Genomic DNA, 14,310 nt, shown 5'->3' with positions numbered 1-14,310 from the left:
CTCAACAACGCTGACACAGTGGGCAACCGGACTTCGCCCTGGAGTATTGTTATGGCGCCATTGAGAGTGGCTTGTGTGATCCCGACCTACAACGGACGCAAGGATCTGGAGCGTCTGCTGGATTCACTGGCTGCGCAGACTGCCAGCTTCGATACGCTGATCGTGGACTCCAGTTCTTCGGATGGCACGCTGGAGCTGGCGCAATCGCGATGTGCCAATGTACTGCGTATCGACAGCAAGGATTTCAACCACGGCGGCACCCGGCAGATGATGGTCGATCTGCATCCCGACTATGACGTGTATGTCTTCATGACCCAGGATGCGTATGTTGAAGACATCAATGCCATCGCCAACCTTCTGCTGCCATTCGCCGACCCTAAGGTCGGTGCGGTATGCGGGCGACAGTTGCCGCACAAGGACGCCAACCTGCTGGCCCAGCATGCGCGGTTGTTCAATTACCCGCCAACCTCGCAGGTCAAGACCCTCGCCGATGCCGGTACGCTGGGCATCAAGACCCCATTTATGTCCAACTCGTTTGCGGCCTATCGAGGCGAAGCGTTGCGGGCCATTGGCGGTTTCCCGCGACATGTGATCCTCTCTGAAGACATGTACGTCACCGCGAAAATGCTTATCGATGGCTGGAAAGCGGCTTACGAAGGTTCGGCAGTATGCCGTCATTCGCACAATTACAGCCTGCGTGAAGAGTTTCGCCGTTACTTCGATATCGGCGTGTTCCAGGCCCGCGAAGCATGGATCTACGAAACCTTTGGCGGCATCGGTGGTGAGGGCATGCGTTACGTCAAGTCCGAGCTGAAATTCCTCGGTCCCCGGCGAATTCTCTGGTGGCCTGTGTCGTTCGTGCGTAATGCGCTGAAGCTGCTGGCCTACAAGCTGAGTCGGCAGGAAAAGCGCCTGCCGCGCGGCGTGAAGAAGAAGCTCGGCATGTACGCGCGCTACTGGGACAGCCCTTACGCCTGAGTTGCGCCGCAGACCAGGCCTGCGGCGCATGAGCAGGTCAGCTTTTCGCGGCTTCTTCGTCCAGACGGTCTGACTCGAACAGCTGCGCCAGGTCGGCCCTGGCTTCGCGGGCAGTCTGCAGGACCTTGGCGTCGTCGTCATACACCTCGTGCTGAGCGGCCAGCACCTGTTCGTCGTGACGCTTGAAGCGACTGACGCGCGCGTCGGCCTGGGTTTCGCTGAGGCCCAGGCCCATAAGGGTCTGGCGACTCATTTCCAGGCTCGAGTAGAACGTTTCGCGAACTGCGTGAGCGCCCAGGTCCATCAACCGATGAACATGCTGGCGGTTACGTGCGCGGGCAATGATCTTCATGTGCGGATACAGCTTGCGGATCAGCTCGGCAGTCTTGATGTTGGTGTCGGGATCATCGGTCGCGATGACGAAGAACTCGGCCTCATCGACTTTGGCGGCACGCAATATTTCCGGGCGCAACGGGTCGCCATAGAAGACCGGGACATTGCCGAAGCTGCGTGAAAACTCGATGGACTCGACGGCTGTGTCCAGGGCGATGAAAGGAATCTTCTGCGCGCGCAGGATACGCGCGACGATCTGCCCCATACGGCCCATGCCGGCAATCACCACCCGAGGTTTGTCGGTCTGGATATCGCGGTATTCGGCCGGCACCTCGACGGGCTTGATCCTGGGTTTGATCCAGCGTGCCAGGGCAATGAACAGCAACGGCGTGATCGCCATCGACAAGGTGATGGTCAACACCAGCATGTCGTACAGCCCGGCCTCGAACAGCCCCTGAGCGCTGCCGATCTTGAACACCACAAAGGCAAACTCGCCGCCTGCGGCCAGTACCAGGCCCAACTGCAGCGCGCTGCGGTTGTTGAGTTCGCCAAGGGTGCGACCGATCAGGAACAGCATCGGCAGCTTGATTGCGATCAGCAACAGCGTCAGGCCCAGCACGATCAGCGGCGAGCTGAGCAACAGGCCGACGTTGGCGCCCATGCCAACGCTGATGAAAAACAGCCCCAGCAGCAGCCCCTTGAACGGTTCGATCTGTGCTTCCAGTTCGTGACGGTACTCGGAGTCGGCCAGCAACAGGCCGGCGAGAAACGCGCCCAGCGCCATGGACACCCCCACCAGTTCCATCAGCCACGCCGTGCCTATCACCACCAGCAAGGCCGTGGCGGTCGAGACTTCCTGGATTTTGGTCTTGGCGACGATACGAAACACCGGACGCAGCAGATAGCGTCCGCCAATCACTACGATGGCAATGCTGCCCAGCACGCGCAGGCCGTGGTTGATGCTTTCGCCGGTGTCCATTGCATGATCGGCTCCGGCCAGAAACGGCACCATGGCAATCAGCGGGATCGCCGCAATGTCCTGAAACAGGAGAATGGCGAACGCCATCCTGCCGTGCGGGCTATTCAGTTGTTTGCGTTCCGCCAGGCTCTGCAGGCCGAAGGCCGTGGACGACAGGGCAAGGCCAAGGCCCAGAATGACCGCCGTGTTCAGCGACTGGTTGAAGGCAGCGAAGGCGACCCCACCGATGATCAGGCCGGTGAGCAGCACCTGCGCCATGCCCACGCCAAACACGGATTTGCGCATGACCCATAAGCGTTTGGGCGAAAGCTCCAGGCCAATGATGAATAGCAGCAGTACCACGCCAAGTTCGGAAATATGGCTGACGCTCTCGGTATCGCCGATCAGGCCTAATACCGAAGGGCCGATGATCACGCCGGCGAACAAATAGCCGATCACCGCGCCCAGCTTCAGCCGCTTGGCCAGCGGCACAGTCAGCACGGCGGCGAGCAGAAATACCACTGCGACCTGCAGCAGGCTGCCTTCATGGGGCATGTAAAACTCCTTGGTAATAATTGAACACACGGTTGAAGCAGGGGCGGTATTAAAGCATGGGAGTTTTACACGGCAACGCGCATCGCGGCATGACGATAATCAACGTCGTTGATAGAACGTACATGAAAGGGTGCGCAGGAGAGTGATAGGTAGGGTGACGATGCCATCCGTTGCGCATGGGCGTAAGATATGCCCGCAAACAGGCAGCGTCAGTTGCCGGCTCATGAGCATTCAGGAAACCGTTATGACCAACAAGCAGCGTTTGATTTACTCGATTCTGATCGCCCTCGGCGTTCTGGCGATCATGCTGGGCTTGTCGCATCTGCAAAACAGCGGTGCCATCACCGAAAAGACCTTTCAGTACATCGCCATCAGCGTGGCGGTGCTGGTAGTGATCCTCAACGGCATCATGCGGCGCAAGGTCAAGCGCTAAGCGCTGGTGACCGGTGCGACGAAGACGGATTTACCGGGCACCGTCCTTGCCGACTTCCCCCAGCCAATCCCGGGCCCGGGGGTGCAGGCTGTAGGTCTTGTCGTCGTTGAGGTCGATCACGCCCTCGTCGCACAGACGCTTGAGGACCTCGCGCACGCTGAGAAACGATAGCGGCACATCGAGCCTGAGCAACTGGCTGTGTACGCCGCGTACTCCCAGAGGGTGGCCTTCTTCGCTCGAGACCAGTAGCGCGTCGAGCACCTTGAGTCTGACCAGGCTGGTGCGCAGGCCAAAGCTTTTCAGAAGCATCCGGATGTGCTCGTTTCCGGGCCGCTCGGTCTCCAGAGCGGGCGACCGTGCCTGCGCAGCCACTGCGGTTTGCCGCAGCAGGGTGCGAGTCGTGATTCCTTGGCGATTGAACATCCGCAAACTCCTTTTCAGGCTTTTTAAACACTCTCAATTACTAAGACGAACGAGCTCGGCAAAACCTCAGTGATCGACGGAAAAAAATACGCGACCCAGTCTGTACAGGCTCGCTGCAGCATGGTGCGCTTGAGGTTAGATGAAGAATCGTCGGGAGTGAGAGGGGATTGTTCCGACGATGGGCGCAGCCGAATGGGCTACGCATCTGCAAGACCGCGAGTGCGATCAGCCTTTCGGTGTGTCGGCGGTGCGGCGGTTGAGTACCGGGTTGCCGTTCTGATTCTGCGTCACATACACCGGCAACACCTTGGGCAGAGAGCCTAGCAGGCTCGACAGGTCGTGGGTGTTGTAACTGCCGCCCAGGCGCATGGCACCGGTTGCGCTGTCCGCCAGCAGAATGGGTGTTTGCAGGTAGCGATTGATCAGCGGCAGTGCCTGGCTGAGCGGCAGATCATTGAAGATCAGCTTGCCATTGCGCCACGCCAGGCTGGTATCGCGTGCTTCGGTCTGGCTGATCAGTGGAGCGTCGTCGCCGGTCTTGTAGATGGCCTGCATGCCGGGGGCGAGGGCGTGGCTCGAAGAAGGATGCGCACGATCACTGTTGATCTGAACCGACCCCTCGACCAGCGTCACGCGTACCTGATCCTGATACATCCATACATTGAAGCGCGTGCCGGTGACCCTGATGCTGCCTGCACCGGCATCGACGACAAAGGGATGCGTGCTGTCGTGGCTGACCTCAAAGAACGCCTCGCCCTTTGTCAGCGTGACGCTGCGTCGATCCCGATAATTGGCATAGGTCAGCTCGGTACCCAGGTTCAGCTCGGCACGGCTGCCGTCCTCGAGCATGACCAGGCGTGTGGCGGTATCGGCGTTGTAAGTCTCGTAGGCGTCAGGCAGCCAGCCTTGATGCCAGCCGACGTACCCGGCAATCGGCAGCGCCATGGCAACCACCGCTGCGGCTGCGGCCAGTTTTGCCCAGCGGCGACCGCGACGAGGTCGAACCTGATCAGATCGGACAGCCTGGGCTTGGCGCACAGGTGCCGGATTGAGCGGTTCGATTTGCCCGGCGATATCCCAGACTTCCAGCATGGCGTTGTATTCAATCGCATGCAGAGGGTGGGCCTTCAGCCATTGCTCGAATGCTTTCCGTTCGGCGGCGGTACAGTCTTCTGCATGCAGGCGCATGCACCAATGCGCAGCGGCATCGGTGATCGCGTCGTGTTCTGCGTTGCTGAAAAGAGGGTCGCTCATGGGCGCTCCGGCCTATACCTTCGGCGCATTCTACCCTTTGATTTCAGGCAGAGAGAACATTTGCAGGCTATTGCCCATCAAGGCGCTGCGTATTTTCTGGTGAATGCAAGCTGGTCTCATTGAAAACTTCCCGTCGCAGTCTGCCCGCTGCGATCAGGTTATTACCCTTGGGAGTGTCTTTGCACAACCCGCAGCGCTACTCTCGGGGCCTGCCTTCGCCTTGTAATTCTCGCTAGCGTTCTCGATCTACCGCCATGAACAGGAGTTTCAGATGCGCGCCAATTCTGCCGATCAGTCGACCCGGACCGTTTCCTTTGAGCAACTGACAGATCTGTTGCGCCGAATCTTCCTCGCCCATGGCACCAGCGCAGAGGTTGCCGAGGTGCTTGCCGAGAACTGCGCCAGCGCCCAGCGTGACGGCTCGCATAGCCATGGCATCTTTCGCATCCCCGGCTATCTGTCATCGCTGGCCAGCGGCTGGGTGAATGGCAAGGCTGTGCCGGTGGTCGAGGATGTCGGCGCTGCGTTTGTCCGGGTCGATGCCGGAGGCGGTTTTGCCCAGCCCGCACTGGCGGCGGCCAGAGCCCTGTTGATCGACAAGGCGCGCAGTGCCGGCATTGCGGTTCTGGCCATTCGCAACTCTCATCACTTCGCTGCGTTATGGCCGGATGTCGAGCCTTTCGCCGAACAGGGGCTGGTGGCCCTGAGCATGGTCAACAGCATGACCTGCGTTGTGCCACATGGTGCGCGTCAGCCCCTGTTTGGCACCAACCCGATTGCTTTCGCCGCGCCCCGTGCAGGCAGCGAACCCATCGTTTTCGACCTGGCGACCAGCGCCATCGCCCACGGTGATGTACAGATCGCCGCACGTGAAGGTCGACTGCTGCCGGCGGGCATGGGTGTCGATTGTGACGGCCAGCCCACTGAAGAGCCTCGCGCCATTCTCGAGGGGGGCGCGTTGTTGCCGTTCGGCGGGCACAAGGGTTCTGCATTGTCGATGATGGTCGAGCTGCTGGCAGCAGGGCTGACAGGGGGCAATTTCTCGTTCGAATTCGACTGGTCGAAGCATCCCGGTGCACAGACGCCCTGGACCGGTCAGTTGCTGATCGTCATCGACCCTGACAAGGGCAGCGGTCAGTCGTTTGCACAGCGCAGCGAGGAGCTGGTACGACAGCTCCATGGGGCAGGGCAGGAGCGTCTGCCGGGGGATCGGCGTTATAGCGAACGCGCGCAATCGATGGTGCACGGTATCAGCATCGCCCAGGCTGATCTGGAGCGCCTGCAGGCCCTGGCGGGTCATTGAGGGATTTACAAATTCACCGACCATTCGTCGCGATTGGTCTTGTATCAGCGCGCGGTTCAAAATACTGTATGTATGAACAGTAAAGAACGAATGAGGTCTGTCATGTCCCTTAAGTCAGCGCAAAGCCCGATTGCTCAACAACACCGTACGCTCTCTTCAGTCAACGAAATGCAGCGCGAGGATTTTCTCCGGCTGGCGGCCGGACTGCGCCAGTTCAATGCCTACGAGCCGGAGGTGTCGATCGTCATCGCTGCCGCCCGCGCGGGCGGCGAATACCGCCAGGCCAGCGCGATGGAATAACGTGGCTGATTGCAGCCACGGCACGTCTCGGGTTGATTGTGAGTATACGTAACGTATATGCTTCATATATTCAACTTGAGGTGAATCATGGGTCTGGTAAAAATTTCCGAAAACATGCACGCCAATCTGCGCTCTGCCAGCGTTGCGCTCAGCCGCTCCATCAATGCGCAGGCCGAGCACTGGATGCGTGTCGGTATGCTCGCTGAACTGCACCCGGCGCTGGATTACAGCGAGATCTGCCAGATGCTGATCCGTCTCGAAAATGCTGGTGAGACCGTGCTGACCGCTTCGAACTTCAACGTCTCGGAGCCTTCAGCTTCCAGCCTGTCTAAGGCGGCCTCATGAGCAGCGCTATCGGTATCAAGACCGAACAGGATCTCGTGCAGCTGCGTATAGCCGGCAGACTGGCCGCCGATGTGCTTGCGATGATCACACCTTACGTCAAGGCTGGCGTCAGCACCGAAGCGCTCGACGATATCTGTAATGAATACATCGTCAAAGAGCTGAAAGTGATTCCCGCGAACGTCGGCTATCACGGTTTTACCAAGACCACCTGCATCTCTCCGAATGCTGTGGTGTGTCATGGCATACCTTCTGCCACCGATATCCTCAAGGAAGGCGACATCGTCAATATCGATGTCGCGGTCATCAAGGACGGCTGGTACGGCGATACCAGCCGGATGTACCTGGTGGGTGAGGTCAGCCCTCTGGCCAGGCGTCTGGTCGAGACGACTTATGAGGCAACCCGCGCCGGTATCCATGCCGTGCGCCCTGGGGCAACCCTGGGTGATATCGGTTATGCCATCCAGAGCGTCGCTCATCGCGAAGGCTTCAGCGTGGTGCGCGAATATTGCGGACACGGCATCGGGCGCAAATACCATGAAGAGCCGCAGGTTCTGCACTACGGTGCGCAGGGCAAAGGCCTCAGGCTGAAACCCGGCATGGTGTTCACCATCGAGCCGATGATCAACGCAGGCAGGGCGGGCACCCGGACATTGCCGGATGGCTGGACGGTTCTGACCAGCGACCTCTCACTGTCTGCGCAGTGGGAGCATATGGTTGCCGTCACCTCGACCGGTTTCGAGCTGCTCACGCCGTGGCCTGATGGCACAGGCAACTACCCCGCCATCTGATCCAGGAGGGGCTGGCGATACATACGAACAATGGCCTTCTCGAAGGCCATTATTTTGTTGAAGAGGACGATGCTTCAGGCTTGTAGCGAAGACCTTCTCCAATGCACCTGCGTCACGCCGAAACGCTTGGCCTGCAAGGTTGCGACGCCCATCGGGCCTGCGGATATATTGCCGCTCACGGTCCCGACACCTGCATGCAGGGTCGCACAATGCAATGCGTCGCTCTGACACAATTGCTTTGCATGATGCAGAAAGCAGTGAGGTTCGCCGTTGAATTGATAGTGAATTTCAAATTCCGTTTGATGATTCATCTTTCCTGCCTGCGAACGTGATAATCAGCCTGATTTTTTTGGCATATGCACGGGCAGAGTCTTCCCGATCACGCCCTTGTTTTCAGAGAGTAGAACGAAAATCGTACTGTTCATGGTTTGAGTTAACAGTTGTCCGATGAGTGGTTTTGGATTCACTCAAGTGCATCAGTCAATGGCCGAGCAATCCATCCGTTTGAGGGCTCGGCCTTTGATCAATCGTAGTTATTTACACGATTTCAGGTCTACCGGGCCTACAAAGTCATTACCGCGTCCCATGACACAAGCGACCTGCTGGTTACGCTGGCGCTCCCATGCCTGAGGCGGATAGGTTTTGTTCCAGGCCTGATAGAGCTGCTGGTCCTGGCGCGATAGGCGCAAGTTGTACTGTTTGCTCATGTAGAAGTAAGTGCGTGCGATCATGCCGCGTATCGAGGGGCGAGGCATGACCTTTTTGGCCTTGAAATCCACTTGGGTCAGGCATGAACCGTACTGGCCCTTTTGCTCGGGTATCCAGCCAAAGCTGAAGTTGCTGCGGTCACCGTTGACCTCGCCGATACTGGGCACCAAGTTATGCAGGTCTGCCTCAGCGCGTTTGTAGACCGGGTCAGTTTTTGTGCAGTTCTTGCGCCCGCCGTTCTGCCAGCATTGGCGCAGGTGTCCGATCTGCCAGGCAGGCACGATGTGTTCCCATTCAATACGACTGGCGCGCTTGGCGCTCTTGCGCGGTACATAGCCGCACCCAGCGATATCGACCCGATTGCCCGTGTATTTGCAGCCGCAGTAAAACTCGGTCGACTGCGGTGCATACAAGCCCCAGGCAACTTTCTTGGCTTCGCTGAAGGTGCGCGGTGCTTGTGCCTGGGCGGCGAATGAGGCGGTGATGAGCAGGGTAGTGCAAAGCAGTGAGGAAAATCGAAACGTCATGCCGTCAGTCTTCCTTCGGCAACGTCCAGAATATTTGCACGCCACCGTCGTCGCGCCAGGCGAGGGTGACATTGTCGTTCTCGGCTATTTCTTCAAGGAGCTGTGCCCAGTCGTCTTCTGCCTCGTCCGGCTGACGAAAGAGCAGGGCAGCCCTGGATTTCTGCGCGGTGGGCGAGTTGATGATCTTCTGTACCCGCATGCCCATGCGCTCGTAAGGGCCGGGAGTGGAGGGGGTCGCTGTGCTTTGTTTTGCCACGGAAAAAGGTCCCTGAATATTGCTGTACGGGCATACAGTATTTGAGTGTCGGATCTTTCGCAACATCTATGTAAGATAAAGCGCTCGAAGTGGCACACTATTGCCTTGAAAAAAACCTGACGTTTCCGGAGTCACACATGAATATCAAGTCACTGGCATTTCCGTTACTGGCCTCGGCAGTTGTGCTGCTGGCAGGCTGTTCCACGCCCTCGGTCGTCACGCTGCAAAACGGTACTCAGTACGTGACCAAAGACATGCCCAAGACCAAGACCCGCGACGGTTTCTACGAGTTCGAGGATATCTCCGGCAAGACAATCCGGATCAAGGCCGATGATGTGGCGACGGTCAAACCTGAAGAGTGAAACCCGACTTTTTGTGACGCCCGTTCCCCGTGCTACCGGGGAAGGGCAGCTAGGGAAGATTTAATTTCCGGTGGATTGACAAAGGCTGCAGCTTTTTCCATAGTTCGCTCCTCGCAAACGTTTGCGCGGCGATGCCCGGCATCGATTCTGCGCCGTTCGCCCGAACAATAATCACAAGATCGGAGATGAACTCATGAAGCTGCCATTCGCTGGACGCCTTCTCGCTGTCGCCATGTTTGCTGCCGTCACGGCAGTTATGCCCCTCTCTACCGTCTATGCCCAGACGCCTGAAAAACCCAAGGTTGCACTGGTCATGAAGTCATTGGCCAACGAGTTCTTCCTGACCATGGAAGACGGTGCCAAGGCCTACCAGAAAGAACACGCTACCGAATTCGACCTGATCTCCAACGGGATCAAGGATGAGTCCGACACGTCGGCGCAGATCCGCATCGTCGAGCAGATGATCGCCTCCAACGTGAATGCGCTGGTGATCGCGCCCGCCGACTCCAAAGCGCTGGTACCGGTGCTCAAGAAAGCCACCGATGCCGGAATCAAGGTCGTCAACATCGACAACCAGCTCGATGTCGACGTGCTCAAAAGCAAGAGCCTGCAAATTCCGTTCGTAGGACCTGACAACCGCAAGGGTGCCAAGCTGGTGGGCGACTATCTGGCCAAGAAACTGACCGCTGGCGACGAGGTGGGCATTATCGAAGGTGTGTCGACCACCAATAATGCTCAGCAACGCACCGCCGGTTTCAAGGACGCGATGGACGAAGCGAAAATGAAAGTGGTGTCCACGCAGTCCGGTAACTGGGAAATCGACAAGGGCAACGCTGTGGCCTCGGCGATGCTCAATGAATACCCGAACCTGAAAGCCCTGCTGGCCGGTAATGACAGCATGGCGCTGGGCGCCGTCTCTGCAGTGCGTGCGGCAGGCAAGGCTGGCAAGGTCATGGTCGTGGGCTACGACAACATCAATGCGATCAAGCCGATGCTCAAGGATGGCCGGGTTCTGGCCACGGCCGATCAGTACGCAGCCAAGCAGGCGGTCTTCGGTATCGAAGCTGCCCTCAAGCTGGTCAAAGGCGAGAAGGTCGATACCAACGATAAGGGCGTGATCGAAACGCCGGTGCAGCTCGTTACTCAACCTTGATCCACGCCGTGTAAAGGTGCCCGTCCGCAGAGGACGGGCGCTGGGAGAAATGTATGTCAGCGTCTGCTCAGACAGCTGTTCTTTCGGTCAGTGGCATCGGCAAAACCTACGCACAGCCCGTACTCGGTGACGTCGACCTGACGTTGATGCGTGGCGAAGTGCTGGCCCTGACCGGGGAAAACGGTGCCGGTAAAAGCACCTTGTCGAAAATCATCGGCGGGCTGGTAACGCCTACCACCGGAAACATGGAATTCCAGGGCCAGCCTTATCAGCCGGCAAGTCGTACCCAGGCTGAAAAACTCGGCATTCGCATGGTCATGCAGGAACTCAACCTGCTGCCGACCCTGACCGTGGCCGAAAATCTGTTTCTTCACGACCTGCCACGCAGGGCCGGCTGGATCGACCGCAAGCGCTTGCGCGAAAACGCGATCGAGGCCATGGCTCAAGTGGGGCTGGACGCCATTGATCCCGACACACTGGTCGGCGAATTGGGGATTGGCCACCAACAGATGGTCGAGATCGCACGCAACCTGATCGGCGACTGTCACGTGCTGATTCTCGACGAACCCACTGCCATGCTCACCTCGCGCGAAGTGGAAATGCTCTTCGAGCAGATCACCCGACTGCAGGCACGTGGCGTCTCGATCATCTACATATCCCATCGGCTTGAAGAGCTTGCCAGGGTGTCCCAGCGCATCGCCGTGCTGCGCGACGGCAAACTGGTGTGTGTCGAGCCGATTTCCCGATACAACAGTGAGCAACTGGTGACTCTGATGGTTGGCCGTGAGCTCGGCGAGCATATCGACATGGGCGCCCGGCAGATTGGCGAGGTGGCGCTGTCGGTCAAGGGGATCAGTCGCGCCGGCAAGGTTCAGGATGTGTCCTTCGACGTGCGTCGAGGTGAAATCTTCGGTATTTCCGGGCTGATCGGTGCCGGACGTACCGAGTTGTTGCGCCTGATCTACGGTGCAGACGTTGCCGACAGTGGTCACATTGAAGTCGGAAGGCCGCTGCAGAAGGTCAGCATTCGCTCGCCATCCGACGCGGTGGAGCAGGGTATCGCGCTGATCACGGAAGACCGGAAGAGCGAAGGCCTGCTGATGTCGCAATCGATCAGCGCCAACATTGCGCTGGGCAACATGCACTCGATCTCCAGCGCGGGCGTGGTCAATAGCGACGATGAGCTGAAACTGGCGCAGCGCCAGGTGGCGGCCATGCGCATTCGCAGCTCCAGTCCGGGCCAATTGGTCTCCGAGCTGTCGGGTGGCAATCAGCAGAAGGTGGTGATCGGTCGCTGGCTGGAACGTGACTGCACGGTAATGCTGTTCGACGAGCCGACACGGGGCATCGACATCGGTGCCAAGTTCGATATCTACGCGCTGCTGGCCGAACTGACCCGTCAGGGCAGGGCGCTGGTGGTGGTTTCCAGTGATCTGCGCGAGCTGATGCTGATTTGTGATCGTATCGGCGTGCTGTCTGCCGGTCGCCTGATCGACACGTTCGAACGCGACAGCTGGACCCAGGACCAATTGCTGGCCGCTGCCTTCGCCGGCTATCAGAAACGTGACGCGCTGCTCAATGATGCGGCGCCCAGGAACGACTCATGAAAAATACTCCTTCTCCGACGCTGACCGCGCCGGTCCGTCGCGGCGGCAACTACCTTGGCCTCGGTACCTACATCGGGCTGGCCGGTGCGTTGCTGGTGATGATCGTGCTGTTCTCGCTGCTCAGCGATCACTTCCTGTCCTACCAGACCTTCAGCATGCTGGCTAACCAGATCCCGGACCTGATGGTGCTGTCGGTCGGCATGACGCTGATCCTCATCATCGGCGGCATCGACCTGTCGGTCGGCTCGGTGCTGGCCCTGGCTGCTTCGGCGGTCAGTGTGGCAATCCTCGGCTGGGGCTGGAGCGTGTTTCCGGCTGCGTTACTGGGCATTGCCTGTGCGACGCTGGCGGGTACGATCACCGGTTCGATTACGGTTGCCTGGCGCATCCCTTCGTTCATCGTGTCTCTGGGCGTGCTGGAAATGGCCCGTGGCGCGGCCTATCAGATGACCAATTCGCGTACCGCCTACATCGGTGATTCGTTCGCCTGGCTGTCCGATCCGATTGCCTTTGGCATTGCGCCGTCCTTCATCATCGCGTTGCTGGTCATCTTCGTCGCTCAGGCGGTACTGACCCGCACCGTTTTCGGTCGCTACCTGATCGGCATTGGCACCAACGAAGAGGCCGTGCGTCTGGCGGGTATCAATCCCAAGCCTTACAAGATTCTGGTGTTCTCGCTGATGGGGCTGCTGGCCGGTGTTGCGGCACTGTTCCAGATATCCAGGCTGGAAGCGGCCGACCCTAATGCCGGTGCCGGGCTAGAGCTGCAGGTCATTGCGGCAGTGGTGATCGGCGGTACCAGCCTGATGGGCGGTCGCGGTTCGATCATCAGCACCTTTTTCGGTGTGCTGATCATTTCTGTGCTGGCCGCAGGCCTGGCGCAGATCGGTGCGACCGAGCCGACCAAGCGGATCATCACCGGTGCGGTGATCGTGATCGCTGTGGTGCTGGACACCTATCGCAGCCACCGGGCTCGGCGCCAGGGCTGATATGGCAACCATCAAGGATGTCGCGGCCCTTGCGGGTATCTCGTACACCACGGTTTCCCACGTGCTGAACAAGACCCGGCCGGTCAGCGAGCCGGTCAGGCTCAAGGTCGAAGCCGCCATTGCACAGCTCGATTATGTGCCCAGTGCAGTGGCGCGTTCGCTGAAGGCCAAGACCACCTCGACTATCGGTCTGTTGATTCCCAACGGCATGAACCCGTACTTCGCCGAGTTGGCGCGGGGTATCGAGGATTACTGCGAGCGCAATGGTTTTTGTGTGATCCTCTGCAACTCCGATGACAATCCGGAGAAACAGCGTGGTTATCTGCGCGTGCTGCTGGAAAAGCGCGTGGACGGTCTGATTGTCTCTTCGGTCGGTGGTGATGCCGGTGTTGCAGGCGGACTTGCCGAGGTCCGTACGCCGCTGGTGATCGTTGACCGGGAACTGGACGGTATCGATGCCGACATGATTCGTATCGACCATGAGCAGGGCGCTTATCTGGCGACTCGGCACTTGCTGGACCTGGGGCATCGCGCCATTGCCTGTATCGGCGGGCCAGTTCATAGCACCGTGGCAGAGATGCGTCTGGCGGGTTATCGGCGCGCCCTGCAGCAGGCGTCCGTCCAGGTCCGGGCCGAATGGTCGCTGCACAGTGAGTTCACCAGCTCTGCCGGTCATGAGGCCGCGTGCCAGCTGCTGGCAGAAAGCCCGCCGACCGCGATTTTTGCCGGCAACGACGTGATTGCCATCGGTGTGCTGCGCGCCGCCGCCGAGCGCTTGATTCGCGTGCCTCAGGACCTGTCGGTGATCGGTTTCGATGATATCCAGATGAGTCGCTACGTTTATCCGGCGCTCACCACCGTGGGGCAGTCGATCATGCAATTGGGCGAAACCGCTGCAGAAATGCTGCTGAGCAGAATCGCCACACCCCATGGGCTTCCTGCCGAAAAAAGACTCGTGACGCCCAGCGTCGTGGTGCGCGAGTCCACGGCAGCGCCAAACACTTTGTCCAACGAATGACGTGCACGTACAGCAACGGA

17 protein-coding genes are annotated in these 14,310 nt (G+C 59.0%); 11 read left to right on the top strand and 6 right to left on the bottom strand.

Going from position 1 to position 14,310, the window contains the following annotated elements:
* Positions 1-51 precede the first annotated feature (51 nt).
* Positions 52-978, top strand: a complete 927-nt coding sequence (locus JOE29_RS14005; protein WP_003393011.1) for a glycosyltransferase — start codon at positions 52-54, stop codon at positions 976-978.
* 37 nt (positions 979-1,015) lie between these two features.
* On the opposite strand, the gene JOE29_RS14000 is transcribed toward JOE29_RS14005, so the two are convergent.
* On the bottom strand, positions 1,016-2,824 hold the full coding sequence (locus tag JOE29_RS14000) for a monovalent cation:proton antiporter-2 (CPA2) family protein (RefSeq protein ID WP_057405622.1): 1,809 nt from the start codon (positions 2,822-2,824) through the stop codon (positions 1,016-1,018).
* A 244-nt stretch (positions 2,825-3,068) separates the two neighbouring features.
* Between JOE29_RS14000 and JOE29_RS13995 the strand changes: the two genes are divergently transcribed.
* On the top strand, positions 3,069-3,257 hold the full coding sequence (locus JOE29_RS13995) for a hypothetical protein (protein ID WP_003393013.1): 189 nt from the start codon (positions 3,069-3,071) through the stop codon (positions 3,255-3,257).
* A 30-nt stretch (positions 3,258-3,287) separates the two neighbouring features.
* Here the strand turns inward: JOE29_RS13995 and JOE29_RS13990 are convergent, their stop codons facing one another.
* On the bottom strand, positions 3,288-3,680 hold the full coding sequence (locus JOE29_RS13990; RefSeq protein WP_099315010.1) for a Fe2+/Zn2+ uptake regulation protein: 393 nt from the start codon (positions 3,678-3,680) through the stop codon (positions 3,288-3,290).
* Positions 3,681-3,905: 225 nt separating this feature from the next.
* A complete protein-coding gene (locus JOE29_RS13985) occupies positions 3,906-4,934 on the bottom strand; it encodes a FecR family protein (protein WP_210079619.1) in 1,029 nt (342 codons plus the stop codon).
* A 271-nt stretch (positions 4,935-5,205) separates the two neighbouring features.
* On the opposite strand from JOE29_RS13985, the gene JOE29_RS13980 reads away from it, so the two are divergent.
* From JOE29_RS13980 to map, 4 genes are all read left to right on the top strand, one after another.
* Entirely contained in the window at positions 5,206-6,237 is a 1,032-nt protein-coding gene (locus tag JOE29_RS13980) for an Ldh family oxidoreductase (RefSeq protein ID WP_210079618.1), read from the top strand.
* 102 nt (positions 6,238-6,339) lie between these two features.
* Positions 6,340-6,537 carry a hypothetical protein gene (locus JOE29_RS13975; RefSeq protein WP_003416217.1) on the top strand — a complete coding sequence of 66 codons (198 nt, stop codon included), beginning with the start codon at positions 6,340-6,342 and terminating at the stop codon, positions 6,535-6,537.
* An 87-nt stretch (positions 6,538-6,624) separates the two neighbouring features.
* Entirely contained in the window at positions 6,625-6,882 is a 258-nt protein-coding gene (locus tag JOE29_RS13970; protein WP_003346037.1) for a ParD-like family protein, read from the top strand.
* Entirely contained in the window at positions 6,879-7,670 is a 792-nt protein-coding gene (gene map / locus JOE29_RS13965) for a type I methionyl aminopeptidase (protein ID WP_003416218.1), read from the top strand. The genes JOE29_RS13970 and map overlap by 4 nt, the downstream gene beginning before the upstream one ends.
* A 74-nt stretch (positions 7,671-7,744) precedes the next feature.
* Here the strand turns inward: map and JOE29_RS13960 are convergent, their stop codons facing one another.
* The 3 genes from JOE29_RS13960 to JOE29_RS13950 all read right to left on the bottom strand — a co-directional run bounded on the left by JOE29_RS13960 (position 7,745) and on the right by JOE29_RS13950 (position 9,161).
* The gene (locus JOE29_RS13960; protein WP_044311535.1) at positions 7,745-7,981 is read right to left on the bottom strand and encodes a DUF6555 family protein; all 237 of its coding nucleotides are present in this window, start codon (positions 7,979-7,981) and stop codon (positions 7,745-7,747) included.
* Positions 7,982-8,203: 222 nt separating this feature from the next.
* Entirely contained in the window at positions 8,204-8,905 is a 702-nt protein-coding gene (locus JOE29_RS13955; protein WP_003423784.1) for an endonuclease I family protein, read from the bottom strand.
* A 4-nt stretch (positions 8,906-8,909) separates the two neighbouring features.
* Positions 8,910-9,161: a DUF1654 domain-containing protein gene (locus JOE29_RS13950; protein ID WP_004418201.1), complete on the bottom strand. Its 252-nt coding sequence runs from the start codon at positions 9,159-9,161 to the stop codon at positions 8,910-8,912.
* 137 nt (positions 9,162-9,298) lie between these two features.
* On the opposite strand from JOE29_RS13950, the gene JOE29_RS13945 reads away from it, so the two are divergent.
* From JOE29_RS13945 to JOE29_RS13925, 5 genes are all read left to right on the top strand, one after another.
* Positions 9,299-9,523: a YgdI/YgdR family lipoprotein gene (locus JOE29_RS13945; protein ID WP_003315580.1), complete on the top strand. Its 225-nt coding sequence runs from the start codon at positions 9,299-9,301 to the stop codon at positions 9,521-9,523.
* Between the two features lie 193 nt (positions 9,524-9,716).
* Positions 9,717-10,676, top strand: coding sequence for a sugar ABC transporter substrate-binding protein (locus tag JOE29_RS13940; RefSeq protein ID WP_003346032.1), 960 nt, complete (start codon positions 9,717-9,719; stop codon positions 10,674-10,676).
* Positions 10,677-10,729: 53 nt separating this feature from the next.
* Positions 10,730-12,283, top strand: coding sequence for a sugar ABC transporter ATP-binding protein (locus JOE29_RS13935; RefSeq protein WP_210079617.1), 1,554 nt, complete (start codon positions 10,730-10,732; stop codon positions 12,281-12,283).
* Positions 12,280-13,272, top strand: a complete 993-nt coding sequence (locus tag JOE29_RS13930; protein ID WP_016567902.1) for an ABC transporter permease — start codon at positions 12,280-12,282, stop codon at positions 13,270-13,272. Before JOE29_RS13935 ends, JOE29_RS13930 begins: the two co-directional genes overlap by 4 nt.
* 1 nt (position 13,273) lies before the next feature.
* Positions 13,274-14,290 (top strand): substrate-binding domain-containing protein, encoded by a 1,017-nt coding sequence (locus tag JOE29_RS13925; RefSeq protein ID WP_074953342.1) that lies wholly within the window; start codon positions 13,274-13,276, stop codon positions 14,288-14,290.
* Positions 14,291-14,310: the final 20 nt, after the last annotated feature.

The organism is Pseudomonas sp. PvP009 (assembly GCF_017832995.1).
GTDB lineage: Bacteria > Pseudomonadota > Gammaproteobacteria > Pseudomonadales > Pseudomonadaceae > Aquipseudomonas > Aquipseudomonas syringae.
This window is presented reverse-complemented; position numbering and strand designations above follow the sequence as displayed.

Bases quoted from the DNA above. Each gene is read 5' to 3' on its own strand.
- JOE29_RS13930 (WP_016567902.1), top strand. From the start codon at position 12,280: ATGAAAAATACTCCTTCTCCGACGCTGACCGCGCCGGTCCGTCGCGGC.
- JOE29_RS13925 (WP_074953342.1), top strand. From the start codon at position 13,274: ATGGCAACCATCAAGGATGTCGCGGCCCTTGCGGGTATCTCGTACACC.
- JOE29_RS13990 (WP_099315010.1), bottom strand. From the start codon at position 3,680: ATGTTCAATCGCCAAGGAATCACGACTCGCACCCTGCTGCGGCAAACC.
- JOE29_RS13975 (WP_003416217.1), top strand. From the start codon at position 6,340: ATGTCCCTTAAGTCAGCGCAAAGCCCGATTGCTCAACAACACCGTACG.
- JOE29_RS13955 (WP_003423784.1), bottom strand. From the start codon at position 8,905: ATGACGTTTCGATTTTCCTCACTGCTTTGCACTACCCTGCTCATCACC.
- JOE29_RS13940 (WP_003346032.1), top strand. From the start codon at position 9,717: ATGAAGCTGCCATTCGCTGGACGCCTTCTCGCTGTCGCCATGTTTGCT.
- JOE29_RS13935 (WP_210079617.1), top strand. From the start codon at position 10,730: ATGTCAGCGTCTGCTCAGACAGCTGTTCTTTCGGTCAGTGGCATCGGC.
- JOE29_RS13995 (WP_003393013.1), top strand. From the start codon at position 3,069: ATGACCAACAAGCAGCGTTTGATTTACTCGATTCTGATCGCCCTCGGC.
- JOE29_RS13945 (WP_003315580.1), top strand. From the start codon at position 9,299: ATGAATATCAAGTCACTGGCATTTCCGTTACTGGCCTCGGCAGTTGTG.
- JOE29_RS13960 (WP_044311535.1), bottom strand. From the start codon at position 7,981: ATGAATCATCAAACGGAATTTGAAATTCACTATCAATTCAACGGCGAA.
- JOE29_RS14005 (WP_003393011.1), top strand. From the start codon at position 52: ATGGCGCCATTGAGAGTGGCTTGTGTGATCCCGACCTACAACGGACGC.
- JOE29_RS13970 (WP_003346037.1), top strand. From the start codon at position 6,625: ATGGGTCTGGTAAAAATTTCCGAAAACATGCACGCCAATCTGCGCTCT.
- JOE29_RS13980 (WP_210079618.1), top strand. From the start codon at position 5,206: ATGCGCGCCAATTCTGCCGATCAGTCGACCCGGACCGTTTCCTTTGAG.
- JOE29_RS14000 (WP_057405622.1), bottom strand. From the start codon at position 2,824: ATGCCCCATGAAGGCAGCCTGCTGCAGGTCGCAGTGGTATTTCTGCTC.
- map (WP_003416218.1), top strand. From the start codon at position 6,879: ATGAGCAGCGCTATCGGTATCAAGACCGAACAGGATCTCGTGCAGCTG.
- JOE29_RS13985 (WP_210079619.1), bottom strand. From the start codon at position 4,934: ATGAGCGACCCTCTTTTCAGCAACGCAGAACACGACGCGATCACCGAT.